The following is a 24,621-nucleotide window of genomic DNA, read 5'->3' on the forward strand; positions in this document are numbered from 1 at the left end:
TGCTCGCGATGGTGTCATCACTTCCTCTACAAATCTTTCAGGCTCATTCCGGCCGATAAGCCCGCATAAACAACCCCACCACTTCCTGCACATGACTCTCGGCGGCCTCGTCGTCCAACGGCTCGCCACAGCCGAAGAGCAGCCGGAAATTCGCTGCGCCCTTGAGCAGGCAGAAGAAGTGTTCTGCTGCATTGTGCGGTTTGTCGATGCTCAATGCGCCGCTTTCGTTGACCTTGCTCAACAAGCGTTCCATGCCGTGCAGCATGCGCTGAGGCCCGGCCTCGAAGAAGATCAGTGAGAGTTTCGGGTCCTGACTGCCCAAGGCCATGATCAAACGGTGCAGGTTCAGCGATTCATCACTGTTGATCAGGTGATGAAAACCGCGCGCGATGTTCAGCAGCACGGTTTCCACGGCCACGCCTTCCGGCAGTTCGAAGAACAGCGTTGGCAACTGCTCCTCGCACTTGGCCATCACCGCGGCAGAGAACAGCGTCTCCTTGTCGTTGAAGTGGCTATAGACCGTCAGCTTCGACACGCCGGCCTCGGCTGCGACGGCATCCATGCTGGTATTGGCATAACCCTTACTCAGAAACAGCGCTTTGGCCGCATCGAGAATCGCCTGGCGCTTGACCATGTCCTTGGGTCTGCCTGGGCCATTGGGTGCTGAAAGATTGTTTGGCATATTCTTTTTTATTACTGGACTGGTGAGTTTGCTATTAATAACATACTGCTCAGTATAATTATTTAAAGCACCATTAGCGAAAGGTCCTTCACCATGTTCCGCTATGCCTTGCCCCTCGCGTTGCCAGTCACCCTGGCTTTTTTATTGTCTGCGTGTGGTCACGAAGAGGCACCGCAAGTCAGCGTGCGCCCGGCCATGGTGGTTCAGCCAGAGCCTTCGGCGCAGGCCATGGAAAGCTATCCCGGCGAAGTTCGCGCGCGGTATGAGCCGGACCTGGCGTTCCGTATCGGCGGCAAAGTCAGCCGACGACTGGTCGAGGAAGGGCAGCGGGTCAAGGCCGATCAACCTTTGGCGGAGCTCGACCCCCAAGACGTGCGCCTGCAATTGGAGGCCACCAGAGCTCAGGTCGCCGCCGCCGAAGCCAATCTGAACCTGGTACGTTCCGAGCGTGATCGCTACAAGACCTTGATGGAGCGCCAACTGGTCAGCCGCTCGCAGTACGACAACGCCGAAAACCTCTACCGCTCCGGCGAAGCGCGGCTCAAGCAAATCAAAGCCGAATTCAACGTTTCCAACAACCAGGCCAGTTACGCCGTGTTGCGTGCGCCGCAGGATGGCGTCGTCGCCAAGCGTCTGGTGGAAGTCGGGCAAGTGGTGGCCTCCGGGCAAACGGTGTTCACCCTGGCAACCGATGGTGAGCGTGAAGTCTTGATCAGCCTGCCGGAGCAGAACTTCGGCCGCTTCAAGGTCGGTGAGCCGGTGTCGGTGGAACTCTGGACCCAACCCGATCAGCGATTCGAAGGTCGTATCCGTGAACTGTCGCCGTCGGCTGATCCAAAATCACGCACCTTCGCGGCCCGCATTGCCTTCAGTTCCGGCAAGGTTCCTGTCGAACTGGGCCAGAGCGCCCGGGTGTTCGTGCAGGCCGCCGACGTCGTTCCTCTGTCCGTTCCTCTGTCTGCGCTGACGGCGGAAAACGGCGTGACCTATGTCTGGGTCGTCAGCGCCAACAACACCTTGAAAAAGGCCCCGGTGCGGGTCGGTGCCTTCGGTGAGAAAACCGTTCCGGTGCTTGAAGGGCTCAACGCCAGCGACTGGGTGGTGGCCGCCGGTGTCCATGTGCTTCTCGAAGGGCAGCAGGTACGCCCGGTGGATCGCTCCAATCGCGTGGTCAATCTGGCGGACAAGGAGTAAGCCCCGATGCGTTTCAACGTTTCCGAATGGGCGCTGCGTAATCGCCAGATCGTCCTGTTCCTGATGCTGTTGCTGGCCGTTGTCGGCGCACTTTCCTACACCAAGCTCGGCCAAAGCGAAGACCCGCCGTTCACTTTCAAAGCGATGGTGATTCGCACCAACTGGCCGGGAGCGACCGCCGAAGAAGTCTCGCGTCAGGTCACCGAACGCATCGAAAAGAAGCTGATGGAAACCGGCGAATACGAACGCATCATGTCGTTCTCCCGCCCCGGCGAATCCCAGGTGACCTTCATCGCGCGCGACTCCATGCACTCGGTGGAGATACCGGAGCTCTGGTATCAGCTGCGCAAGAAAATCAGCGACATCCGCCATACCCTGCCGCCGGGGATTCAGGGGCCGTTCTTCAACGATGAATTCGGCACCACGTTCGGCAATATCTACGCCCTGACCGGTGAGGGTTTCGACTACGCCGTGCTCAAGGATTATGCCGACCGCATCCAGATCCAGCTGCAGCGGGTCAAGGATGTGGGCAAGGTCGAACTGCTGGGGGTGCAGGACGAGAAAATCTGGATCGAGCTCTCCAATGTCAAGCTCGCCACCCTCGGCTTGCCGCTGGCGGCCGTCCAGCAAGCCCTTGAAGAGCAGAATGCGGTGTCCACGGCAGGTTTCTTCGAAACCAGCAGCGAGCGATTGCAGCTACGGGTAACGGGGAATTTTCAGACGGTCGAAGAGATCAAGAACTTCCCGATCCGCGTCGGTGATCGCACCTTCCGCATCTCCGACGTGGCCGACGTGCGCCGTGGTTTCAACGATCCACCGGCGCCGCGCATGCGCTTCATGGCGCAGGACGCCATCGGCCTGGCGGTGGCGATGAAGGACGGTGGTGACATTCTGGTACTGGGCAAGGCACTGGAAATCGAGTTCGCCCGCATCCAGAAAAACCTCCCGGCCGGTATGGAACTGCGCAAAGTCTCCGACCAACCGGCGGCGGTGAAAACCGGTGTTGGCGAGTTCGTGCAAGTGTTGGTCGAGGCGCTGGCCATTGTGTTGCTGGTGAGTTTCTTCTCCCTCGGCGTGCGCACCGGCATGGTGGTGGCCCTGGCGATTCCGCTGGTGCTGGCGATGACGTTCGCCTGCATGTATTACCTCGGCATCGGCCTGCACAAGATCTCCCTCGGCGCGCTGGTACTGGCCCTGGGCTTGCTGGTGGACGATGCGATCATCGCCGTGGAAATGATGGCGATCAAAATGGAGCAGGGCTTCGACCGGGTCAAAGCGGCGAGTTATGCCTGGACCAGTACCGCGTTCCCGATGCTCACCGGTACGCTGATCACCGCGGCCGGCTTCCTGCCGATTGCCACGGCGCAATCGGGCACTGGCGAATACACCCGTTCGATCTTCGAGGTGGTCACCATCGCGCTATTGGCGTCGTGGGTGGCCGCGGTGGTCTTCGTGCCGTATCTGGGGGAAAAACTGCTGCCGGACCTGGCGAAGATTCACGCGGCCAAGCACGGTGCCGGTCAACCCGATCCGTATGGCACGCCGTTTTACCAACGCGTGCGAGGTCTGGTGGAGTGGTGCGTGCGCTGGCGCAAAACCGTGATCGCGGCGACTGTGCTGTTGTTCATCGCTTCCATCGTACTGTTCAAGTTTGTGCCGCAACAGTTCTTCCCGGCATCGGGTCGCCTGGAGCTGATGGTCGACCTGAAACTGGCCGAAGGCGCTTCGCTGAGCAACACCGCCGACGAGGTCAAGCGCCTCGAAGCGCTGCTCAAGGACAAGGCGGGGATCGACAATTACGTGGCCTACGTCGGCACCGGTTCGCCGCGTTTCTACCTGCCGCTGGATCAACAACTGCCGGCGGCGAGCTTCGCCCAGTTTGTCGTCCTGGCGAAAACCATCGAAGAACGGGAATCCCTGCGCACCTGGTTGATCTCAACCCTTAACGAACAATTCCCTGCTCTGCGCTCGCGGGTCACGCGCCTGGAAAACGGTCCGCCGGTTGGCTACCCGGTGCAGTTCCGCGTGACCGGGGAGCACATCGAGGAAGTGCGGGCGCTGGCGCGCAAAGTCGCAGCCAAGGTTCGCGAGAACCCCCATGTGGTCAACGTCCACCTGGACTGGGAGGAGCCGAGCAAGGTTGTCTACCTGAACATCGATCAGGACCGCGCGCGGGCGCTGGGCGTGAGCACGGCGAACCTGTCGACGTTCCTGCAAAGCTCCCTGACCGGTTCCAGCGTCAGCCAGTACCGTGAAGACAACGAGTTGATCGAGATCCTGTTGCGCGGCACCTTGCATGAGCGCACCGAGTTGTCATTGCTGCCGAGCCTGGCGGTGCCGACCGATAACGGTCGCAGTGTCGCGTTGTCGCAGATCGCGACCCTGGAATACGGCTTCGAAGAGGGCATCATCTGGCACCGCAATCGCCTGCCCAACGTGACGGTTCGCGCCGACATCTATGGCAAGGAGCAACCGGCGACGCTGGTGCAGCAGATCATGCCGACCCTCGATCCGATCCGCGCCGAACTGCCCGACGGCTATTTGCTGGATGTCGGCGGCACGGTGGAAGACTCGGCGCGCGGACAGAACTCGGTGAAGGCCGGCGTGCCGTTGTTCATTGTGGTGGTGCTGACCTTGCTGATGCTGCAATTGCGCAGTTTTTCGCGTACGGCGATGGTGTTCCTGACGGCGCCGCTGGGGTTGATCGGGGTGACGCTGTTTCTGTTGGTGTTTCGCCAGCCGTTCGGTTTCGTGGCCATGCTGGGGACTATCGCCTTGTCCGGGATGATCATGCGTAACTCGGTGATTCTGGTGGATCAGATCGAGCAGGATATTGCGGCGGGGTTGAAGCCTTGGCAGGCGATTATCGAGGCTACGGTTCGGCGGTTTCGGCCGATTGTGTTGACGGCGCTTGCCGCCGTTTTGGCGATGATTCCGTTGTCGCGCAGTGTGTTTTTCGGGCCGATGGCGGTGGCGATCATGGGGGGGTTGATTGTGGCCACGGCGTTGACGCTTTTGTTTTTGCCTGCGTTGTATGCGGCTTGGTTCCGGGTCAAGAAGGAAGCCGTTTGACTGGGTGCATATCCATTTCTTCGGTAACGGCGGCCGGCGGTTTCGCCCTTACGGCGACTCACTTTTTTACAAGCGCCTAAAAAAGTAAGCAAAAAACGCTCGCCCCGAACGTACGGCCCCTCGCTAAGGCTCGGGGTTCCTTCGCTGCGGCATTCATCCGGGGGCATCGCCCTCCGGTTGGCTTCGCTGGCACCTACATGCGATGAGTTCGACTGCGTCGAACGGCGCTGCGCGCCAATCCCCGGATAAACGCCTCCACTCAGCCTCCCGAAGGGGCGGGCAAATCAAAAGCCGCCGAGGCGGCCTACCGGCCGGCCTGGTTGTTTGGTCCGTACACATTTGAAAACTGTGGGACCGGGCTTGCCCGCGAAGGCGGCCTGCCAGCCGACCATTCCCTTACAGATGTACCCGATCAAATTGTAGGAGCGAGCCTGCTCGCGAAGGCGGCCTGCCAGCCGACCAATCTCTCACAGATGTACCCGATCAAATTGTAGGAGTGAGCCTGCTCGCGATTGCGGTGTGTCAGCCAACGCTGATGTCGACTGACATGGCCTCATCGCGAGCAGGCTCGCTCCTACAATGGTTGCACCAGGGTCAGAGCGTACCAAACACCTTCTTCGCCAAACTGGTCGCCGCAGCCGCCGGGTTCTGGCGGATGGTTTCTTCCTGTTTGCCGATCATTTCGAACAAGCCATTCAACGCTTGCTCGGTGACGTAGTTTTCGACGTTGGCATTCTTCGCATCCACTACGCCCATGGTCGCTGCTTGCCCGGCGAACGAGTTGTACTGCTGGGCCAGGCCAACCTTGTCGGTGGCTTGCTTGACGATCGGCAGGAACTTCGCGCGGATCTGTTCGCGGCTGGTCTTGTTCAGGTATTGGGTGGCCGAGTCGTTGCCGCCGCTGAGGATGCCCTTGGCGTCTTCCACGGTCATTTTCTTCACGGCGTCGACAAGGATGGGCTGGGCCTGGGTCACGGCGCTTTCCGCCGCCTTGTTCATGCTGGCTTCCAGTTCATCAACCTGGTCACCCATGCCGAACTGTTTCATTTTGCTGGCGACCTTGCCCAGTTTGCCCGGAAGTTCGATTTTCACGTCGGGGTTGTTGCTGAAGCCCCCTGGAGTGCCGAGTTGTTTGACGGCCAGTTGCGCGCCTTGGGTCAGTGCGTCCTTGAGCCCGCCGGTGGCGTCTTTCTGCGACAGGTCGGTGAGGGACAGCGCCAGGGCGTTGGCACAGATCATCAAGCCAGCGCACAGGCCGGCAAAACGGAGGGTAGGGCGGAGCATGGCAACTTCCTTTTTCAAAAAAACACTCAGCGGGTCGCGTCGACACGGACCTTCAGCGGTTGTGGATCGGTGCCGTCCAGACGCACGGCGTGATTTTCGGTGGTGATGAACAGCAGTTTGCCGTCGACTTCAATGCGTGCATTCACTGAGTAACGGTGATTGGGCTCTACCGTCAGCGGGTCGTAGCTGAGATGGAATGGCAGCGGCACCTGGCCTTTGACCGGGCCGCGTTGCTCGTTAATGACTTTCGCCGGGGCATCGGCCAGTGAGATGTCTTGCAGGCTGACGCTGAGGATCGCGTTCGGCGGCAGTGCGATGCGTTGCAGGTAGAAGACTTCACCAGCGAGGGATGCCTTGGGCGCCGGTGTCGGATGTTGGCAGGCAGTCAACAGCAAGGCGGCTGCGATCAGGGACAGTTTTTTCATTGAAAGATCTCCGTATCGAGGGCGCCAGAACCGACTGGCGCCCTGATCAATCTAGACGGTTTCGACCGGTGGTGCGGGTTGATCCGCCGCATCTTCACTGCGATGCAACGCCACCTGACGGATCGACAAACGAATCTCCGCCGGCAATACGCGCTTGGCCGCGCCTTCGGCCAGTTCACCGAGTAGTTCGTGATAGCTCAACTTGCCTGCTTCATCGCGCTTGAGCACGTCGAGGTCGAGCATGGTCTGGATGAAGTGGCGGAACAGGCTCTTGTCGAAGAATTCCGGGGCGTTGAGGCCATGCAGGATCGACAGGCGCTGGGCCATGACCGTGCACAGGTCCTCCAGTTCTTCGGCGCTGATGCTGTTCTGGCCACTGTTGAGCAGCAGGGACACGGTCATGTAGAAGCGCTGCAAGGTCTGGGCGATGCTTTTCGACAGCAAGGTCAGCAGCACGAAATGCCGCGAGCTTGGCGCCGGACGCAGATACACGTTGTTCTCGAAACGCAACAGGCCTTGTTCGACGAAAGCTTCCAGCCATTGGTCGATCACCCCGTCCAGTTCGTCCAGCGACCAGCGGATGAACAGCTCCGCCTGCAGGTATGGATACAACGCGCGGGTGTAGCGCAGGATCTGTTCGCGGCTCATGCGCGAGGCGCTCTGGAAGAAACTTGCGAGCAGCGCCGGCAGGGCAAAGATGTGCAGCACGTTGTTGCGGTAGTAGGTCATCAGGACGGCGTTCTGTTCGTCCAGATACAGGATCTTGCCCAGCGCATCGCTCTGCTCGGACAGCAGGTCCATGTCCTTCACGTGCGCGATCAGCGCCCGGCCATCGCCTTCCGGCAAGGTGGTGTGCGGCGAATACGGGACCTTGCGCAGCAGCGCCAGGTACAGATCCAGCACCCGCGCCATGGCCCGGTCATCCAGCGCCAGGCGGGTGGTGGACAGCAGCGCCAGTGCCACCAGATTGACCGGGTTGATCGCCGCCGCTTCGTTCAGATGCCGGGCGACTTTCTCGCCGAGGCGGTTGGTGGTTTCGTTGAGCCAGGCGGGTCTGAACTGCGGGCCGAGTTCCTGTTGGCGCCAGTCCGGCTGTTCGCCGTCGAGGAATTCCGCCAGTTTGATCGGCTCGCCGAAGTTCACCGCCACCTGGCCGAAGCGCTGTTTGAGCGCGCCGATGACTTTGAAAATGTCGAAGATCGACTCTTTCTTCTTGGCCGCACCGCGCAATTCGCCGAGGTAGGTCCGGCCTTCCAGCACACGCTCGTAGCCGATGTACACCGGCACGAACACGATGGGCATGCGCGACGAACGCAGGAAGCTGCGCAGGGTGATCGCCAGCATCCCGGTTTTCGGTTGCAGCATGCGCCCGGTGCGCGAGCGACCGCCTTCGACGAAGTACTCCACCGGGAAGCCCTTGGTGAACAGGGTGTGCAGGTATTCGTTGAACACCGAGGTGTACAGCGGGTTGCCCTTGAACGTACGGCGCATGAAGAACGCGCCGCCGCGACGCAGCAGGCCGCCGATCACCGGCATGTTCAGATTGATGCCGGCGGCAATGTGCGGCGGGGTCAGGCCGTTGCGAAACAGCAGATAGGACAGCAGCAAGTAGTCGATGTGGCTGCGGTGGCAGGGCACGTAGATCACTTCGTGACCCTGGGCGACCTTCTGCACGCCTTCGATATGGTTGACCCTGATGCCGTCGTAGATCTTGTTCCAGAACCAGCTCAGCACCACTTCCATAAAACGGATCGCAGTATAGGTGTAGTCCGAGGCGATTTCGTTGCCGTAGCGTAGCGCTTGAGCTTTGGCCTTCTCTGGCGAGATGTTCTCGCGCTCGGCTTCGTCGAAGATCGCTTGTTTGACCTGTGGCTGGTTGAGCAAGCCTTTGACCAGATTGCGGCGGTGGGAAATGTCCGGGCCGATCACCGCGGCCTTCAGATTGCGGAAATGCACCCGCAGGATGCGCTGGGCCATGCGCACGGTGCGCTCGTGGCCCTTGTCGTGCTCGATCAGTTCGCGCAGGTGGATCGGCGCGGAGAACTGCACGCGGGTCTTGCGTCCCAGCACGATGATGCTCAGCAGACGACGCAGACGCCCGGTAACGGCCCAGCTGTCGGCGAACAGCAGTTTCCATGGGCTGTTTTCGCTGTCCGGCGATTGGCCCCAGAACACGCTCACCGGAATGATCTGTGCGTCTTCGGCGGCGTTCTGGCTCAGGGCGCTGACCAGGCGGGTCAATGTTGGCGGCGCTCCGCGCTTGTCCTGGCGGCCGAGCCAGTCCGGGTCCGGCGTCAGGTAGAAAAACGCGGCAGGTTCCAGCAGGTTGCCCACCGATACCGGCAGCACCGGGCGTGGCAGGCCGGCCTTGCTGCACTCGGTGTCGACCACAGCGAGGTCGGTCAGCGAAGGGTTTTGCAGGACGTAGAACACCGGACGACTGCGGTCGAGGTTGAGGGTGAACGACGACTGGTTGATCGTCTCGGAGCGAACCCAGAGGTACAACAGTCGGCGCAGGGTGCCAAACACAAGACGGCGGAACGGGGAGCGGGTCATACGGCTTCTGCGTGAGTGAATAAAACCGAGCGTTTGCTCGGGAGGCCGATAGTGTGCCGGATTCGTCGAAAATCGGCAAAAAAGCGGGTAAGTAAACTTGAGTTGAGAGTTTCGCTGCCTGTCATATACTCGGCCGTCTGCTGTCGGTGCCCTTGTAGGGACGTCGAACGCAGACAGACGTTCCCGAGGCTTTCCTGCGAAAAGCCCGACCAATAATAAAAAGGGAGTATGAACAAATGGCAACACGCGAAACCGGCAACGTGAAGTGGTTCAACGACGCCAAGGGCTACGGCTTCATTCAGCGCGAGGACGGGGTGGACGTGTTCGTGCACTACCGCGCGATTCGCGGTGAAGGCCACCGTTCACTGACCGAAGGCCAGCAGGTTGAATACGCGGTGGTGGAAGGGCAGAAGGGTTTGCAGGCTGAGGATGTTGTAGGTCTGTAATCCCCGCGCAAAAACCACTGTAGGAGCGAGCTTGCTCGCGAAGAACTCAAGGACACCGCGCTTTTACTGAATTGACGCGTTATCGTTGACGACCATCGCGAGCAAGCTCGCTCCTACAGGGGCGGTGTTCAGGCTTTACGCGGTTTTCCAGGTGATTTCTTCTTCACCATCGGCGCTGATGCGAATCCAGCGATCGGCTGTCTCTTCACCTTCTTCCTCGACCCAGGTACCCGGTGCGCAACGCACTTCGACGTTGAGTGCGGCAAACGCGGCGCGGGCGCAGGCGATGTCGTCGTCCCACGGGGTCTGGTCGCTTTCCAGGTACAGGCTGTTCCACTTGCCGACGGCTTTTGGCAGCCAGGTCACTGGCACGTTGCCGGCCTTGCACTTGTAGGTCTGGCCCTTCTGGGCCCAATCCGTGCACGGGCCCAATGCCGCACCGAGCCAGGCGGAAATGGCTTTGTGGTCGACGTCGGCGTCTTTCAGGTAAATCTCGATATCGGGTTGGCGCATGGATGTCCTCACTGCGGGTCTGAAAAATCCATTCGCGGATTTAGCCGGCCCCGGGCACTCGCCCGGAACCAAAAGTTATTGAAGAACGAAATAATCGTAGCGCATTGATACGGTGGTCTCGAACGGCTCGGCCTGTTCGATAACCGCTGTCCGGCGCTCGGCGCTGGCACGCCAGCCATGGGGCGTCATCGCCAGCAGGTTGGCGCGGTCCTGCGGCTTGTCCAGCGTCAGCTTGAACGTCAACGTTTCGCTGTGCGCCAGCGCCATGCCTTCCGGCACCAGGTCCAGATGCTTGTCGTCAATGTACTCGCGGACTTCGTCGTATAGCCGCTCGCGTAGTTCCATCAAGTGGCCGCTGGTCGGCCCGACTTTCATCAGGCCGCCGCCAACACTGAGCAGGCGCTTGGCCTCTTCCCAGTCCAGCGGGCTGAAGACACTGGCCAGGAACTGGCAACTGCCGGAAGCCAACGGCACCCGTGCCATGCTGGCGATCAACCAGGTGAGCTGCGGGTCGCGTTTGCAGGCGCGTTTGACCGCTTCCCGGGAGATGTCCAGCGCATAGCCATCAGCGTCCGGCAAGGCATCGGCGATCTGCGCGGTGTAGTAACCCTCGCCGCAACCGATATCGACCCAGCGGGTCGGCGCGTAACCGGCCGCCAGCTCGGCCAGACGCTTGGCCACCGGCGCGTAATGGCCGGCGTTCAAAAAGTCGCGGCGAGCCTCGACCATGGCCTGATTATCCCCAGGATCGCGACTGTTCTTGTGTTGCACCGGCAACAGGTTCAAATAACCCTGGCGCGCGCGGTCGAAACGATGCCCGGCGGGGCAGGCCACGCCGTTGTCCACCGCATTGAGCGGCTCACTGCAGATCGGACACGCCAGCATCAGGCGAGCAACTTGATCAGGGTCTGGTAGTAGATCTCGGTCAGCACGTCGAGATCGGCGGCCAGCACGCGTTCGTTGACCTGGTGGATGGTCGCGTTGACCGGCCCCAGCTCAACCACTTGGGTGCCCATGGTCGCGATGAAACGCCCGTCGGAGGTGCCACCGCTGGTGGACGCCTTGGTTTCACGACCGGTGATGTCCTTGATGCTCGCCGACACAGCGTCCAGCAGCGCGCCCGGTTCGGTGAGGAACGGCAGACCGGACAGCGCCCAATCGATGTGCCAGTCCAGGCCATGCTTGTCGAGGATGTCGGCGACGCGCTTTTGCAGGCCCTCGACGGTGGACTCGGTGGAGAAGCGGAAGTTGAACACCGCCACCAGGTCACCCGGGATCACGTTGGTCGCGCCGGTGCCGGAATTGACGTTGGAGATCTGAAAACTGGTCGGCGGGAAGAAATCGTTGCCGTGGTCCCAGTGCTCGGCTGCCAGTTCGGCCAGGGCCGGGGCAGCGAGGTGGATCGGGTTCTTCGCCAGGTGCGGGTAGGCCACATGACCTTGCACGCCACGTACGGTCAGCTTGGCGCCGAGAGAACCGCGCCGGCCGTTCTTGACCACGTCACCCACCAGGGTGGTGCTCGACGGTTCGCCGACGATGCACCAGTCCAGACGTTCCTTGCGCGCGGCGAGGCGTTCGACCACGGCCTTGGTGCCGTGGTGCGCCGGGCCTTCTTCGTCGCTGGTGATCAGGAACGCGACTTTGCCCTTGTGATTCGGGTAGTCGGCGACAAAACGCTCGGAGGCGACGGTCATGGCGGCGAGGCTGCCTTTCATGTCGGCGGCGCCACGGCCGCAGAGCATGCCGTGTTCGTCGATCAGGGCGTTGAACGGCTCGATCTGCCAGGCCGCTACCGGGCCGGTCGGGACCACGTCGGTGTGGCCGGCGAAGCACAGCACCGGACCGTCGTCCTGGCCGTGGGTGGCCCAGAAGTTATCCACATCTTCGATGCGCATCGGTTCCAGGGTGAAACCGGCATCGCCCAGGCGCTGCATCATCTGCTTCTGGCAATCGGCGTCAAGCGGCGTCACGGATGGACGGCGGATCAGGTCGATGGCGAGTTGGAGGGTCGGCGAAAGGTCGGCGTGGGCCGTCATGGAAAACTCCGGAAATCATGGATGTGGGCACGGACTAAATGTGGGAGCCAGCCTGCTGGCGATGACGGTGTGTCAGTCAACTTAAACTGTGATTGTTACACCGCTATCGCGAGCAGGCTCGCTCCCACAGGGGATAGTGTTCGGTCAGTCAGACCGGTATCACGCCAAGCCCCGCAAAATGGCGCTTATCTTAAAGCAAAACGGCGACCATTGGCCGCCGTTTAGTGCATCCGTAGAGATTTAGACCGCTGGTGCCGTTTCAGTCTCGACCGACGGTTTCGGCAGCGACGACAGGAACGCCATGATCAACGCCGCCAGGTATGGCAGCGACTGCACCAGCAGCATGGTCACCCAGAAGCGCATGTCGTTGCTCGGCATGCCGTTCACCAGGAAGATCCCCAAGGCAGCGCCCCACAACAGCAGCATGATGAACATCTCTTCCCGGGCTTCCGAAATCGCCACCCAGAAGCCGTGGTTGTCGGCATTCTTCGGCGTACGGAAGAACGGAATGCTGCTGGTGAAGAAGCCGTACAGCACTGCTTTGGCGATGGTGTGGGACAACGCCAGACCGGCCAGCGCCGCGCAGAAGGCATCCTTCAAATTGACCCCGACCGCACGACGGTAGAGGAAGATGATCTTGGCGACCTTGAACACGAACAGCGCCAATGGCGGGATTGCGAAGATCAGCAGCGGCGGATCGACCCGTTGCGGCACGATGATCATCGCCGCCGACCACAACAGCGCGCCGACGGTGAAGAAGATGTTCATGCCGTCCGCGACCCACGGCAACCAGCCCGCGAGGAAGTGGTAACGCTGGCCACGGGTCAGCTCGGTGTCCTTGCCGCGCAGCAGGCTGGCGGTGTGGCGCTTGATGATCTGGATCGCTCCGTAGGCCCAACGGAAACGCTGTTTCTTGAAGTCGATGAAGGTATCGGGCATCAGGCCCTTGCCGTAGCTGGTGTGGTAGTACGCTGCCGACAGGCCTTTTTCGAATACCCGCAGGCCCAGTTCGGCGTCTTCACAGATGCACCAGTCGGCCCAGCCCAGCTCTTCGAGCACCGAGCGGCGGGTCATGGTCATGGTGCCGTGCTGGATGATCGCGTCACGATCGTTGCGGGTGACCATGCCGATGTGGAAGAAGCCCTTGTATTCCGCGTAGCAGAGCTTCTTGAAGGTACTTTCGTTCTGGTCGCGGTAATCCTGTGGCGACTGCACCACGGCGATTTTCGGGTCGGCGAAGTGCGGCACCATGTGCTTGAGCCAGTTCGGGTGCACGCAGTAATCGGAGTCGATCACTGCGATCACTTCGGCATCTTTGGCGGTGTGCGGGATCAGGTAGTTCAGTGCGCCGCCCTTGAAGCCGGCCAGCGGTGCCACGTGGAAGAACTTGAAGCGCGGGCCGAGGGTTTCGCAATAATCGCGCACCGGTTCCCAGACCGCCGGATCCTTGGTGTTGTTGTCGATGATCAGGACTTCGAAATCCGGATAGTCGAGGTTGGCCAGGGCGTTGAGGGTCTGTTTGACCATCTCCGGCGGCTCGTTGTAGCAGGGCACGTGGATCGAGACTTTCGGTCGGTAGTCAGAATCGCCTACCACGGGCAGGAATTCACGCCGGCGTTTGTGGGTCCAGACGGTCTCGGCCAGTTCGTGGGCTTCGGTCAGCAACACGATAAACACCCCGAGCGCACCGAGGGCGAGCAAGAAGCCTACCGTCAGGCTGAACCAGGTGCTGTATTGCTGGCTGTAGTCGTAACCGATCCACACCAGTGCCGAACCACCGAGGAACGCGGTGAAGGTCAGGAAGGTACGGCCACGCTGGCGCAGGGCCGAGCCGTCGATCATCAGCAGGGTCAGGGACAACAGCGCCAGTACCACGGAGCCGACCGCCAGTACCCGCCATTGCGGAATCGCAACGACCGGGCCTTCGAAGTTGAACTTCTGCTGGCGTGCGGCGTTGAACACCCCCCAATAGGCGCCAACGGAACCTTCGTCACTGACTTTCCACGGCTGGTCAAACGCTTCGATCACGAAGTAGTTGAAGCCCTGACGGTTGAGCTTGTTGACCAGGGTTCGAAGATAGATCGCCTGGTCTGCCGGTGAGGCATCGGCGCCACCGCGCATGCGGCCGTTGCTCGGCCAGCCCACCTCGGACAGTAGCAGCGGCTTTTTCGGGAACATCTTCTTCAAGTCGCGGGCGCGGTCGAGGACGAACTGCCCGGCCTTGTCCATCGGGATGAATTCCCAGTAAGGCAGGATGTGCGCGGCGATCAGGTCGACGTGCTTGGCCAGTTCCGGGTGTTCTTCCCACACGTGCCACTGTTCGGACGTGGTCACCGGCACTTTCACCGCAGCGCGCACGCGATCGAGCATGACGCTGAGTTCCTGGGCGGTGATTTCCTTGCGGTAAATGGCCTCGTTGCCGACCACCACGCGAACCACGCTGCGCGAGGCGTTGGCGATTTCAATGGCGCGGGTGATTTCCCGTTCGTTGCGTTCCTGGTCCGGACTGATCCAGATCCCCAGGGTGACCCGCAAGCCGAACTCTTCCGCCAGCTTCGGGATGTTTTGCAGGGTGCCATCGACCGAGTAGATGCGGATGTTGTCCGTCAGCTTGCTCATGATCTCCAGGTCGCGACGCATTTGATCGTCGGTCGGGAACTGGTCTTTCTGCGGGAACTGGCCCTGCTGGAATGGCGAGTACGAGAAGCCGGAGATCTGTTCAGGCCAGTTGGGGGCGGTGACCGGGCGGTTGATCAGCGCCCAGAAGCCGGTAAACAAGGCAGCGATGGCGAGCACCACGACCAGGTTGAGTCCAAATTTACGCGATGACATAGTTATTTCGGGTTCCAAAGACTGTGGAACGAAGGAACGGTTGGCGGTCGCCAAGGGGCGCGCATCCTACACCGGGCATTCTCTGGTCGTACAGCGAACAGGGAATTGCCTGACATTGGGCAATCCAAGTCGGTTTAAGTTCTTTCGTTAGAGCGTGTAGGACAAATCTTTGTTCGATGTGGTTTTCGTGGATGTTGCCCGTTCATAGCGCAATGATGCTCTTGCGCGCCGACGGCCCTATAATGCGCGCCGGTTTTTGGGGTAATGGTCATGAGTACAGAAGATCCGCGGTTTGCTGGCATCGCCCGTTTGTATGGCATCGAAGGCCTTGAACGCCTGCGCGCGGCCCATGTGGCGATCGTCGGCGTCGGTGGTGTCGGTTCCTGGGCGGCGGAAGCCATGGCCCGTTGTGGCGTGGGCGAGATTTCGCTGTTCGACCTCGACGACGTCTGCGTCAGCAACGTCAACCGCCAGTTGCACGCGCTGGACAGCACGGTGGGCAAGCCCAAGGTCGAGGTGATGGCCGAGCGTCTGCGCGGGATCAACCCGGACTGCACGGTGCACGCGGTGCCTGACTTCGTCACCCGCGACACCATGGCCGAGTACATCACGCCGAACATCGACTGCGTGATCGACTGCATCGACAGCGTCAACGCCAAGGCCGCGCTGATTGCCTGGTGCAAGCGCCGCAAGATCCAGATCATCACCACCGGCGGCGCGGGCGGGCAGATTGACCCGACGTTGATCCAAGTTTGCGACCTCAATCGCACGTTCAACGATCCGTTGGCGTCGAAAGTGCGTTCCACGCTGCGCCGCGACTATGGCTTCTCACGCACCGTGACCCGCCATTACAGCGTGCCGTGCGTGTTTTCCACCGAGCAACTGCGCTATCCGAAACCCGATGGCAGCATTTGCTTGCAGAAGAGTTTTGTCGGGGATGGGGTGAAGCTCGACTGTGCCGGTGGGTTTGGCGCGGTGATGATGGTGACGGCGACCTTCGGCATGGTCGCGGCGACCAAGGCTGTGGACAAGATTGTGGCGGGTGTGCGGCGGCCGGCGGAGCGGGTCAAGCCGCAGGCCTGATCTGTAAGGCTGATGGCCCCATCGCGAGCAGGCCCACAGTGATTTCGGTGATCCTGTAGGAGCGAGCCTGCTCGCGATGGACTGCGAAGCAGCCCCTCTATTGAGCCAACTCCCGCATCCGCTGTAGCACTGCATTCAAACCATTGCTACGAGACTCGGACAACTGCCGCCCCAACCCCAGTTGATTGAACCAGTCCGGCAAATCCACCTGCTGCAACTCAGCCGCCGACAACCCGTTGACCCGCGCCAGCAGCAATGCCACCAACCCGCGAATCAAGCGTGCATCGCTGTTGGCGTTGAACTGCCAATGGCCATCGTGCAATTCACCCACCAGCCACACCTGGCTTTCACAGCCGTGCACCCGATTGGCATCGCACATCTGCGCATCACTCAAGGCCGGCAGACGCTCGCCCCATTGCATCAACAGGCGTGCGCGTTGTTCCCAGCCGGCCGCTTTCTGAAAGGTGTCCAGTGCCGTCACGGCATCGGCGGGCAAGTTCATCGCAAGAGCTCCAGCGCCTGATCCAGGGCTTCAAAGAACCGCTCCAGGTCTTCGGAATCGTTGTACAACGCCAACGACACCCGAATCGCTCCGGCCAGTTCGAAGCGTTTGAGTAGTGGCATGGCGCAATGATGGCCGGCACGCACCGCGATCCCTTGTTCGGTCAGCAAATGCGCGAGATCGGAGTTATGCACACCCTCGACGGTAAAACTGGCCAGCGCCACTTGCGGCTTGCCCAGAAGGCGAATGCCATTTCGCGCCTCAAGGCCCTTTAACAGAGTGGCATGCAACGCCGCTTCATGGGCGGACACCGCGTCCTGATCGAGCCCGGCAAGGTAATCCAGGGTCGCTCCCAGGCCGATTACACTGGCAATCGGAGGCGTCCCGGCCTCGAAGCCCAGCGGTGCCGGGCGAAAACGTGCGTCGTGGTAATTGGCATCCAGCACCATTTCGCCGCCAAACTGCCAGGGACGTAGCTGTTGCAGCGCTGCATTGCGCCCGAACAGCACGCCCAGGCCATCGGGGCCATAAAGCTTGTGGCTGGAAAATACATAAAAATCGCAGCCCAGCGCTTGCACGTCGTGGCGGCCATGGACCACGCCCTGGGCGCCGTCGATCACGGTCAGGGCGTTGTGTGCCTTGGCCAGTGCCATTAACTCTGGCAGCGGCTGCCACGCGCCAATCACGTTGGACAACTGGCTGACGGCCAACAGACGTGTGCGCGGGCCGATCAGACCAGCCGCGGCTTCCAGGTCGATCACGCCGTCGGCATCCAGCGGCAGGATTACCAGTTTCAGCTCGCGACGGTGCGCCAGTTGCTGCCATGGCAGCAGGTTGGCGTGATGCTCCAGGGCGCTGATGACAATCTCGTCGCCTGGATTGAAAAGATGTTCCAGGCCATAGGCCAGGAGATTCAGCGCGGACGTCGCGCCGTGGGTAAAGATGATTTGCCCGCAATCGCCCGCATTGAGCCATTGCGCGACTTTGCGGCGGCTGTCCTCGAACGCCTGGGTGGCGTGGGCGCCGGGCAAATGCTGCGCCCGATGCACGTTGGCCGCGCCGTTGGCGTAGTAGTGCGCCAGGGCATCGAGCAGGGCTTGAGGTTTTTGCGTGGTGGCGGCATTGTCCAGATAGGTCTGGTCTTGCCGTTGCAGGGCGGCGATGGCCGGAAAATCGGCACGCCAGGGAGAGAGAATCATCATGTGTTCAGCCCTGTGAACTTGGGCGGGTGTACACCGGACCCCTGTAGGAGCGAGCCTGCTCGCGATGGACGTGAACGATAACGCGCATTATTCGGCTAAACGCGTTGCCCTTACGTTTTTCGCGAGCAGGCTCGCTCCTACAGGTGAGCTCGTGTGCTGCTTAGTTGTGAGCGTGCAGCGCTTCGTTCAGTTCGATGGCCGATTTGTGGGTTTTGCATTCCACGGCACCGGTCTGCGAATTGCGACGGAACAGCAGGTCCGGCTGGCCGGCCAGGTCACGGGCCTTGACCACTTTGACCAGTTGATTGTTCTCGTCCAGCAGCGCCACTTTGGTACCAGCGGTCACGTACAGGCCCGACTCGACGGTGTTGCGGTCGCCCAACGGGATACCGATACCGGCGTTGGCGCCGATCAGGCAGCCTTCGCCGACCTTGATCACGATGTTGCCGCCGCCCGACAGGGTGCCCATGGTCGAGCAGCCACCGCCCAGGTCCGAACCCTTGCCGACGAATACGCCAGCGGATACGCGGCCTTCGATCATGCCCGGGCCTTCGGTGCCGGCGTTGAAGTTGATGAAACCTTCGTGCATCACGGTGGTGCCTTCGCCCACGTAAGCGCCCAGGCGCAGACGCGCAGCGTCAGCGATACGCACGCCGGCCGGAACCACGTAGTCGGTCATTTTCGGGAACTTGTCCACCGAGAACACTTCCAGCAGCTCGCCGCGCAGGCGGGCTTCGAGTTGCAGTTCGGCCAGCTCGCTCAGGTCGACCGCGCCCTGGCTGGTCCAGGCCACGTTTGGCAGCAACGGGAAGATCCCGGCCAGGTTCAGGCCGTGTGGCTTGACCAGGCGATGGCTCAGCAGGTGCAGCTTGAGGTAGGCCTCAGGGGTGGACGACAACTGGGTGTCTTCAGCCAGCAAGGTGGCAACCAGCGGCTTGTGGCTCTCGGCCAGGCGGGTCAGCAGGGCAGCCTGGGCAGCGTCGACGCCTTTGAGCGCTTCAGCCAGTTGCGAGGCCTGGGCGGTGCTGAACGCGATAGCCTGATTGCCTTCGGTGTAGCCCAGGATCGGTGCGATAGCGGCCAGGACTTCAGCCGAAGGCTTGAGTACCGGGGCGGCGTAGAACACTTCCAGCCATGCGCCTTGACGGTTTTGAGTGCCGACGCCGAAGGCCAGGCTGAACAGGGTAGTGGACATGTGTATACCTCTAACAAAATTGAACGGGCTGCTTACTTGAGCGCGGCCGCGTAGATATCTGGCTTGAAGCCAATCAGGGTTCGGTCACCGAGATCGAGCACCGGGCGCTTGATCATCGAGGGTTGTGCAAGCATCAGTTCGATGGCTTTCGTCTGGTCGAGATCGGCTTTGCGTTCGTCGTCGAGCTTGCGAAAGGTCGTGCCTGCACGGTTCAACACCACTTCCCAGCCGTGCTCGCTGCACCATTGGGTCAGGTGTTCACGGTCGATACCGACCGCCTTGTAATCATGAAAGTCATAGCTGACAGCGTGTTCATCGAGCCAGGTGCGCGCCTTTTTCATGGTGTCGCAGGCTTTGATGCCGAAAAGGTGCAACGTTTTGCTTGAAACGGTCAAGGAATCGCCCCCTTTACAGGTGCTGGGTTTAAACGGTGTCGGATTATGCCATGGCCAAACCCGGCCAGGTGAAGCAACACCTGGACCTGAGCGGCGGCGGGGTTATTTGCGGCGCTGGATGAATGCGCGAATCCGCTCGGCAGCTTCGACACATTCGGCAAGCGGCGCCACCAGTGCCATGCGTACACGCCCGGCACCCGGGTTGACGCCATCTACATCCCGCGACAGATAAGAACCTGGCACCACGGTCACGTGCTCCTGCTCGAACAGGTCACGGCAGAAGGCGGCGTCGTCACCGGCTACATTTGGCCACAGGTAGAAGCTGCCATCCGGCCGCTGTACGTCCATGACCGGGCTGAGGATTTCCAGTACCGCATCGAACTTCTGGCGATACAGCGCCCGGTTGGCGCGCACGTGCACCTCGTCATTCCACGCAGCAACACTGGCCAGTTGTGTTTGAACCGGCATCGCGCAGCCGTGGTAGGTGCGATAAAGCAGGAAGCCTTTGAGGATGTCGGCATCGCCCGCGACAAAACCTGAGCGCAAGCCCGGCAGGTTGGAGCGCTTGGACAAACTGTGGAACACCACGCAACGCTTGAAGTCCTTGCGATCCAGTTCCGCGCAGGCGCTGAGCAGGCCAGGCGGCGGGGTTTGTTCGTCGAAATACAGTTCGCTGTAGCACTCGTCCGCGGCGATCACGAAATCGTGTTCATCGGCCAGGGCAATCAGCTTTTTCAGGGTCTCGACCGGGATCAGGGCGCCGGTCGGGTTGCCGGGCGAGCACAGGAACAGGATCTGGCAGCGTTTCCAGATGTCCGGCGATACGGCGTCGAAATCCGGGTTGAAGCCGTTTTCGTCCAGGCATGGCAGGTAATGCGGCTTGGCCCCGGCGAGGAACGCCGCGCCTTCGTAGATCTGGTAGAACGGGTTCGGGCTGACCACCAGCGCGTCATCGCCACGGTTGACCACGGTCTGGGTGAAGGCGAACAGGGCCTCGCGGGTGCCGTTGACCGGCAGCACGTTGCGCGCCGGGTCGATCCAGCCGCTCGGAACACCGAAGCGCCGCTCGCACCATGCCGCAATGGCTTCACGCAGCTCCGGGATGCCGAGTGTGGTCGGGTACACCGCCATTTTTTCCAGATTGTTGGCCAGGGCCTCGGCGACAAAGCTTGGCGAACGGTGTTTCGGCTCGCCGATGGACAGCGCGATCGGACGCTTGTCCGGATTGGGCGTCACGCTGCCGAGCAGGGCACGGAGTTTCTCGAACGGGTAGGGCTGGAGCTGGGACAGAGCGTTGTTCATCGATGTATCTCGTTCGGTGTAGGAGCGGGCAAACCCTGGTTCCTGTAGGAGCTGGCTTGCCAGCGATGGGCGTCAACGAAAACGCTTGCTTACCGGGTAAACGTGGCGCTTTTGATTCCTTCGCTGGCAAGCCGGCTCCTACAAAGGGCAGGTTCGCCCCCCGGATAGGGGTCGGTTGATTCAGATGTTGATGCGCGACAGTTTGATATCAGGTTCCTGATTGACGCTCAGTTGTTCGACGATGGCATCCTGCAGGCGGCTGCACAGCAGCGGGTCGGACAACGGCTGATTGTTGGCGTCGGTGATGAAGAACACGTCTTCCACGCGCTCGCCGAGGGTGGCGATCTTGGCGTTCTGCAGCGACAGGTCGAACTCCAGGAAGATCGTGCCAATCCGCGCCAGCAGGCCCGGGCGGTCGGGTGCGGTCAGTTCCAGCACCGTCACCGGACGCTGGGCGTCATTGTGGATCGTCACCTGTGGTGCAAAGGCGAAATGCTTGAGCTGACGTGGCACCCGGCGCTGGATGATGGTCGGGTAGTCGTCCGGGTTGCGCAGGGCTTCGGTCAGGCCATCGCGGATTTGTTTGATCCGTGCCGGGTTGTCGCCAATCGAGTCGCCGTCGGCGTCGAGCACGATATAGGTGTCGAGGGTGAACTGGCTGCTGGAGGTGATGACCCGGGCGTCGTGAATGTTCAGGTTGAGCTGGTCCATCGCGGCCACGGTCACGGCAAAGAAGTCGTGCTGGTCCGGGGCGTAGATGAAGATCTGCGTTCCGCCTTCGAACTCGCGCTGGGTGGTTTCCTTGATCAGTACCAGAGGCCCGCCGTCGGTCGGTTGCTGGAGGATCGCGTCGCTGTGCCAGGCCACATCGCCGGCTGTGTGGCGCAGGAAATAGTCATCGCCCAACTGCGCCCACAGTTGCTCGACATCGTCCGGGTCGGTGCCGCCGCGCACCAGGATATCCAGGGCGGCGCTCTGGGTCTGGCGGATCTGCTCTTCGCGGTCCACCGGGTTTTCCAGGCCTCGACGCAGGGCGCGCTTGGTTTCGGTGTAGAGCTGGCGCAGCAGGCTGGCGCGCCAGGAGTTCCACAGGGTCGGGTTGGTGGCGTTGATGTCGGCGACGGTCAGTACGTAGAGGTAGTCGAGGCGGGTTTCGTCGCCGACGATCTGGGCAAAATCGTGGATCACCTGCGGGTCGGACAAATCCTTGCGCTGGGCGGTGGTCGACATCACCAAGTGGTTCTGCACCAGCCACACGATCAGGCGGCTGTCCCACACTGGCAGCTGATGGCGCTGGCAAAACGCCTCGGCATCGACCGCTCCGATGTCCGAGTGGTCGCCATGCCGGCCTTTGCCTATGTCGTGGTACAGGCCGGCCATGTAGATCAGCTCGGGTTTGGGCAGTTTGCCCATGAGCTTGCTGGCCAGCGGGAATTTTTCCGACACCTGGGTGTACTGCAACTTACGCAGGTGCTTGATCAGGTTCAGGGTATGGGCATCGACCGTATAGATGTGGAACAGGTCATGCTGCATCTGCCCGACGATAAAGCCGAATTCGGGCAGATAGCGCCCCAGAATGCCGTAACGGTTCATCCGCCGCAGGTTACGGTGGATGCCGATCTTGCACTTGAACAGCTCGATAAACAGGCTGGTGTTGCGAATGTCGTTGCGGAAGTCGTCGTCGATCAGGTGACGGTTTTCCCGCAGTAGACGAATGGTGTCGGCGCGTACGCCCTTGATTTCCGGCTGCTGGGCCATCAGCACGAAGATTTCGAGCATGGCGAACGGCGTGCGGCGGAAAACGTTGTCGTTGCGTGCCTCGATGTAGCCGTCATGCAACTGGAAGCGCGAGTTGATCGGCTGCGGTGGTGATTCGTCTTCCGGTGCGAGGATGACTTCCTCGAAGTGCTGGATGATCAGGTCGCTGAGCTGGGCGATGCTCATGACCACCCGGTAATACTGCTGCATGAAGTTTTCGATGGCTTGCTTGGCGTCGTCGCCCTTGAAGCCCAGCAGCCCGGCAATGGTGCGCTGGTGATCGAACAGCAGGCGATCTTCGGAGCGGCCAGCCAGCATGTGCAGGGCATAGCGAACCTTCCACAGGAACTCCTGGGAGGAGGCGAGCAGGGCGTTTTCACTCTCGACCAGGAATCCTTCGCCAGCCAGTGCCCGCAGGTTCAGGGTACCGTACTCGCGACGGGCCACCCACAGAATCGTCTGGATATCCCGCAGGCCGCCGGGTGAGCCTTTGACGTTGGGTTCCAGGTTGTATTCGGTGTCGTTGTACTTGTGGTGGCGAGCCTTTTGTTCGGCGCGCTTGGCCAGGAAGAATTCCTTGCTCGGCCACATGTGTCCGGTGCTGGTGACGTCCAGCATGCGCTGGCGCAAACGCTCGGGGCCGGCGATGGTGCGGCTTTCCATCAGGTTGGTGACGACCGTCAGGTCGGCGCGGGCCTCGACGGCGCATTCGTCGACCGAGCGAACGCTCTGACCGACCTCCAGGCCGATGTCCCACAACAGCGTCAGAAAGCGCTCGATGGAATCGCGGAAAACCTCGTGGTCGGCACTGTCCAGCAGGATCAGCAAGTCGATATCGGAATAAGGGTGCAATTCGCCACGGCCGTAGCCGCCGACCGCGACCAGCGCGATGTCGGCGTCCTCACTCCAGCTGAACTGCTCCCAGGCCTTTTGCAGGATGTTATCGACGAACCAGGCACGATCCTCGATCAATCGGCGAATGTCCCGGCCATCGCGAAAGCGCGTATCGAGCACCTCACGGGCCTGGCGGATCGCCTTCTTGAAGGCCGAAATCGGGCTTGCCTTCAGGGCCAGTTCAGCCTGGAACTGGCCGCGGTCGAAGAGTTCGGGATCCACCTGCGGCATCGATTGGCTTTCCTTTCTATAGGCGAGGTTCGGTGGTGGGATCAGGCCGAAACGCGAGGGATGGTGTCATCGCTGCGCAGGGTGAAGATCTCGTAACCGGTTTCGGTCACCAGCAGGGTATGTTCCCACTGCGCCGAGAGCTTGCGGTCCTTGGTGATCGCGGTCCAGCCGTCGCCCAGTACCTTGGTGTCGGCACGGCCCTGGTTGATCATCGGCTCGATGGTGAAGGTCATGCCGGCCTTGAGTTCCATGCCGGTGCCCGCGCGGCCGTAGTGCAGGATCTGCGGCTCTTCGTGGAACACCTTGCCGATACCATGGCCGCAGAATTCACGAACCACCGAGAAGCCGTTCTTTTCCGCGTGCTTCTGAATGATTTCGCCGATGTCGCCCAGGCGGCAGCCGGGTTTGACGATTTCGATCGCCTTGTACATGCATTCCTGGGTCACCTGGGACAGACGCTCGGCCCAGACCGGCACGGTGCCGACGTGGAACATGCGGCTGGTGTCGCCGTGGTAACCGTCCTTGATGACGGTGACGTCGATGTTCAGGGTGTCGCCATCCTTAAGTGGCTTGTCGTTCGGGATGCCATGGCAGACCACATGGTTGATCGATGTGCAGATCGACTTCGGATAGCCCTTGTAGTTGAGCGGGGCAGGGATGGCCTTCTGCTCATTGACGATGTAGTCGTGGCAGATCTGGTTCAGTTGATCGGTGGTAACGCCCGGCTTGACGTATTCGGCAATCATTTCCAGCACATCGGCGGCCAGTTTGCCGGCGATACGCATTTTGGCGATATCCTCGGGGGTTTTGAGGGTGACGGTCATACAGGCTCTCTCTGCGCCAGGCGGCGCTTTCTAAACGGAAAGGGCATTGCGTGATGGAACTTCGCGGCCCTGAAAAATGCGATTCTACCAGACGATCAGCGCAAATCTGCGCCTGTGTGCATCGCTTCTCTCTATAGAATGGTGCATTCTTGGCGGATTCCAAGGGCAGGAGCGAAGCACTCGCCAGGATTTCAG

General features: G+C 61.0%; 19 protein-coding genes. 4 read left to right on the top strand and 15 right to left on the bottom strand.

The features are described 5' to 3' along the window. Positions 1 to 43: 43 nt before the first annotated feature. Entirely contained in the window at positions 44 to 682 is a 639-nt protein-coding gene (locus tag AC3ITA_RS05590; protein ID WP_095943147.1) for a TetR/AcrR family transcriptional regulator, read from the bottom strand. Positions 683 to 775: 93 nt separating this feature from the next. Here AC3ITA_RS05590 and AC3ITA_RS05595 point away from each other — a divergent pair, with 93 nt between their 5' ends. Both AC3ITA_RS05595 and AC3ITA_RS05600 read left to right on the top strand, forming a co-directional pair. Then, positions 776 to 1,876, top strand: coding sequence for an efflux RND transporter periplasmic adaptor subunit (locus tag AC3ITA_RS05595; RefSeq protein WP_095943148.1), 1,101 nt, complete (start codon positions 776 to 778; stop codon positions 1,874 to 1,876). Between the two features lie 6 nt (positions 1,877 to 1,882). Further along, positions 1,883 to 4,948, top strand: coding sequence for an efflux RND transporter permease subunit (locus AC3ITA_RS05600; RefSeq protein ID WP_489279710.1), 3,066 nt, complete (start codon positions 1,883 to 1,885; stop codon positions 4,946 to 4,948). A gap of 594 nt (positions 4,949 to 5,542) precedes the next feature. Here the strand turns inward: AC3ITA_RS05600 and AC3ITA_RS05605 are convergent. From AC3ITA_RS05605 to plsB, 3 genes are read right to left on the bottom strand one after another with little or no spacing between them, the layout of a single operon-like run. Next, positions 5,543 to 6,232: a DUF4197 domain-containing protein gene (locus AC3ITA_RS05605; RefSeq protein ID WP_095943151.1), complete on the bottom strand. Its 690-nt coding sequence runs from the start codon at positions 6,230 to 6,232 to the stop codon at positions 5,543 to 5,545. A 26-nt stretch (positions 6,233 to 6,258) separates the two neighbouring features. Beyond that, entirely contained in the window at positions 6,259 to 6,657 is a 399-nt protein-coding gene (locus tag AC3ITA_RS05610) for a YbaY family lipoprotein (protein WP_489279711.1), read from the bottom strand. A gap of 51 nt (positions 6,658 to 6,708) precedes the next feature. Continuing rightward, the gene (plsB, locus tag AC3ITA_RS05615) at positions 6,709 to 9,213 is read right to left on the bottom strand and encodes a glycerol-3-phosphate 1-O-acyltransferase PlsB (protein ID WP_150673042.1); all 2,505 of its coding nucleotides are present in this window, start codon (positions 9,211 to 9,213) and stop codon (positions 6,709 to 6,711) included. Between the two features lie 236 nt (positions 9,214 to 9,449). Here plsB and AC3ITA_RS05620 point away from each other — a divergent pair, with 236 nt between their 5' ends. Beyond that, positions 9,450 to 9,659 carry a cold shock domain-containing protein gene (locus tag AC3ITA_RS05620; protein WP_007954750.1) on the top strand — a complete coding sequence of 70 codons (210 nt, stop codon included), beginning with the start codon at positions 9,450 to 9,452 and terminating at the stop codon, positions 9,657 to 9,659. 135 nt (positions 9,660 to 9,794) lie between these two features. Here the strand turns inward: AC3ITA_RS05620 and AC3ITA_RS05625 are convergent, their stop codons facing one another. The 4 genes from AC3ITA_RS05625 to AC3ITA_RS05640 all read right to left on the bottom strand — a co-directional run bounded on the left by AC3ITA_RS05625 (position 9,795) and on the right by AC3ITA_RS05640 (position 15,040). Continuing rightward, positions 9,795 to 10,172, bottom strand: a complete 378-nt coding sequence (locus AC3ITA_RS05625; RefSeq protein ID WP_489279712.1) for a hypothetical protein — start codon at positions 10,170 to 10,172, stop codon at positions 9,795 to 9,797. A gap of 75 nt (positions 10,173 to 10,247) precedes the next feature. Then, on the bottom strand, positions 10,248 to 11,057 hold the full coding sequence (locus AC3ITA_RS05630) for a putative RNA methyltransferase (protein WP_489279713.1): 810 nt from the start codon (positions 11,055 to 11,057) through the stop codon (positions 10,248 to 10,250). Then, a complete protein-coding gene (gene dapE / locus AC3ITA_RS05635; protein ID WP_095943155.1) occupies positions 11,057 to 12,208 on the bottom strand; it encodes a succinyl-diaminopimelate desuccinylase in 1,152 nt (383 codons plus the stop codon). The genes AC3ITA_RS05630 and dapE overlap by 1 nt, the downstream gene beginning before the upstream one ends. 240 nt (positions 12,209 to 12,448) lie before the next feature. Beyond that, positions 12,449 to 15,040 (bottom strand): glycosyltransferase, encoded by a 2,592-nt coding sequence (locus tag AC3ITA_RS05640; RefSeq protein ID WP_095943156.1) that lies wholly within the window; start codon positions 15,038 to 15,040, stop codon positions 12,449 to 12,451. A 264-nt stretch (positions 15,041 to 15,304) separates the two neighbouring features. On the opposite strand from AC3ITA_RS05640, the gene tcdA reads away from it, so the two are divergent. Then, positions 15,305 to 16,123, top strand: a complete 819-nt coding sequence (gene tcdA / locus AC3ITA_RS05645) for a tRNA cyclic N6-threonylcarbamoyladenosine(37) synthase TcdA (protein ID WP_150673043.1) — start codon at positions 15,305 to 15,307, stop codon at positions 16,121 to 16,123. A 97-nt stretch (positions 16,124 to 16,220) separates the two neighbouring features. Here tcdA and AC3ITA_RS05650 read toward each other — a convergent pair whose 3' ends face one another. The 7 genes from AC3ITA_RS05650 to map form a co-directional block, all read right to left on the bottom strand. Continuing rightward, on the bottom strand, positions 16,221 to 16,625 hold the full coding sequence (locus AC3ITA_RS05650; protein ID WP_150673044.1) for a SufE family protein: 405 nt from the start codon (positions 16,623 to 16,625) through the stop codon (positions 16,221 to 16,223). Further along, complete coding sequence (locus AC3ITA_RS05655) at positions 16,622 to 17,827, bottom strand: aminotransferase class V-fold PLP-dependent enzyme (RefSeq protein ID WP_095943869.1); 1,206 nt, start codon at positions 17,825 to 17,827, stop codon at positions 16,622 to 16,624. Before AC3ITA_RS05655 ends, AC3ITA_RS05650 begins: the two co-directional genes overlap by 4 nt. Before the next feature lie 160 nt (positions 17,828 to 17,987). After that, complete coding sequence (gene dapD, locus AC3ITA_RS05660; RefSeq protein ID WP_095943870.1) at positions 17,988 to 19,022, bottom strand: 2,3,4,5-tetrahydropyridine-2,6-dicarboxylate N-succinyltransferase; 1,035 nt, start codon at positions 19,020 to 19,022, stop codon at positions 17,988 to 17,990. 32 nt (positions 19,023 to 19,054) lie between these two features. Then, positions 19,055 to 19,417 carry an ArsC family reductase gene (locus AC3ITA_RS05665; RefSeq protein WP_007978403.1) on the bottom strand — a complete coding sequence of 121 codons (363 nt, stop codon included), beginning with the start codon at positions 19,415 to 19,417 and terminating at the stop codon, positions 19,055 to 19,057. 102 nt (positions 19,418 to 19,519) lie between these two features. After that, positions 19,520 to 20,719 (bottom strand): succinyldiaminopimelate transaminase, encoded by a 1,200-nt coding sequence (gene dapC / locus AC3ITA_RS05670; protein ID WP_489279717.1) that lies wholly within the window; start codon positions 20,717 to 20,719, stop codon positions 19,520 to 19,522. 180 nt (positions 20,720 to 20,899) lie between these two features. Further along, on the bottom strand, positions 20,900 to 23,602 hold the full coding sequence (locus AC3ITA_RS05675) for a [protein-PII] uridylyltransferase (protein WP_414929170.1): 2,703 nt from the start codon (positions 23,600 to 23,602) through the stop codon (positions 20,900 to 20,902). Between the two features lie 41 nt (positions 23,603 to 23,643). Beyond that, on the bottom strand, positions 23,644 to 24,426 hold the full coding sequence (map, locus tag AC3ITA_RS05680; protein ID WP_008057306.1) for a type I methionyl aminopeptidase: 783 nt from the start codon (positions 24,424 to 24,426) through the stop codon (positions 23,644 to 23,646). Positions 24,427 to 24,621: the final 195 nt, after the last annotated feature.

The organism is Pseudomonas sp. GL_090 (genome assembly GCF_057837765.1).

Excerpts from the sequence above, each read along its gene's own strand:
- AC3ITA_RS05650 (WP_150673044.1), bottom strand. The coding sequence starts at position 16,625 with ATGAACTTGCCCGCCGATGCCGTGACGGCACTGGACACCTTTCAGAAA.
- dapE (WP_095943155.1), bottom strand. The coding sequence starts at position 12,208 with ATGACGGCCCACGCCGACCTTTCGCCGACCCTCCAACTCGCCATCGAC.
- dapC (WP_489279717.1), bottom strand. The coding sequence starts at position 20,719 with ATGAACAACGCTCTGTCCCAGCTCCAGCCCTACCCGTTCGAGAAACTC.
- AC3ITA_RS05610 (WP_489279711.1), bottom strand. The coding sequence starts at position 6,657 with ATGAAAAAACTGTCCCTGATCGCAGCCGCCTTGCTGTTGACTGCCTGC.
- AC3ITA_RS05625 (WP_489279712.1), bottom strand. The coding sequence starts at position 10,172 with ATGCGCCAACCCGATATCGAGATTTACCTGAAAGACGCCGACGTCGAC.
- AC3ITA_RS05605 (WP_095943151.1), bottom strand. The coding sequence starts at position 6,232 with ATGCTCCGCCCTACCCTCCGTTTTGCCGGCCTGTGCGCTGGCTTGATG.
- map (WP_008057306.1), bottom strand. The coding sequence starts at position 24,426 with ATGACCGTCACCCTCAAAACCCCCGAGGATATCGCCAAAATGCGTATC.
- plsB (WP_150673042.1), bottom strand. The coding sequence starts at position 9,213 with ATGACCCGCTCCCCGTTCCGCCGTCTTGTGTTTGGCACCCTGCGCCGA.
- tcdA (WP_150673043.1), top strand. The coding sequence starts at position 15,305 with ATGGTCATGAGTACAGAAGATCCGCGGTTTGCTGGCATCGCCCGTTTG.
- AC3ITA_RS05590 (WP_095943147.1), bottom strand. The coding sequence starts at position 682 with ATGCCAAACAATCTTTCAGCACCCAATGGCCCAGGCAGACCCAAGGAC.
- dapD (WP_095943870.1), bottom strand. The coding sequence starts at position 19,022 with ATGTCCACTACCCTGTTCAGCCTGGCCTTCGGCGTCGGCACTCAAAAC.
- AC3ITA_RS05595 (WP_095943148.1), top strand. The coding sequence starts at position 776 with ATGTTCCGCTATGCCTTGCCCCTCGCGTTGCCAGTCACCCTGGCTTTT.
- AC3ITA_RS05640 (WP_095943156.1), bottom strand. The coding sequence starts at position 15,040 with ATGTCATCGCGTAAATTTGGACTCAACCTGGTCGTGGTGCTCGCCATC.
- AC3ITA_RS05600 (WP_489279710.1), top strand. The coding sequence starts at position 1,883 with ATGCGTTTCAACGTTTCCGAATGGGCGCTGCGTAATCGCCAGATCGTC.
- AC3ITA_RS05655 (WP_095943869.1), bottom strand. The coding sequence starts at position 17,827 with ATGATGATTCTCTCTCCCTGGCGTGCCGATTTTCCGGCCATCGCCGCC.
- AC3ITA_RS05620 (WP_007954750.1), top strand. The coding sequence starts at position 9,450 with ATGGCAACACGCGAAACCGGCAACGTGAAGTGGTTCAACGACGCCAAG.
- AC3ITA_RS05630 (WP_489279713.1), bottom strand. The coding sequence starts at position 11,057 with ATGCTGGCGTGTCCGATCTGCAGTGAGCCGCTCAATGCGGTGGACAAC.
- AC3ITA_RS05675 (WP_414929170.1), bottom strand. The coding sequence starts at position 23,602 with ATGCCGCAGGTGGATCCCGAACTCTTCGACCGCGGCCAGTTCCAGGCT.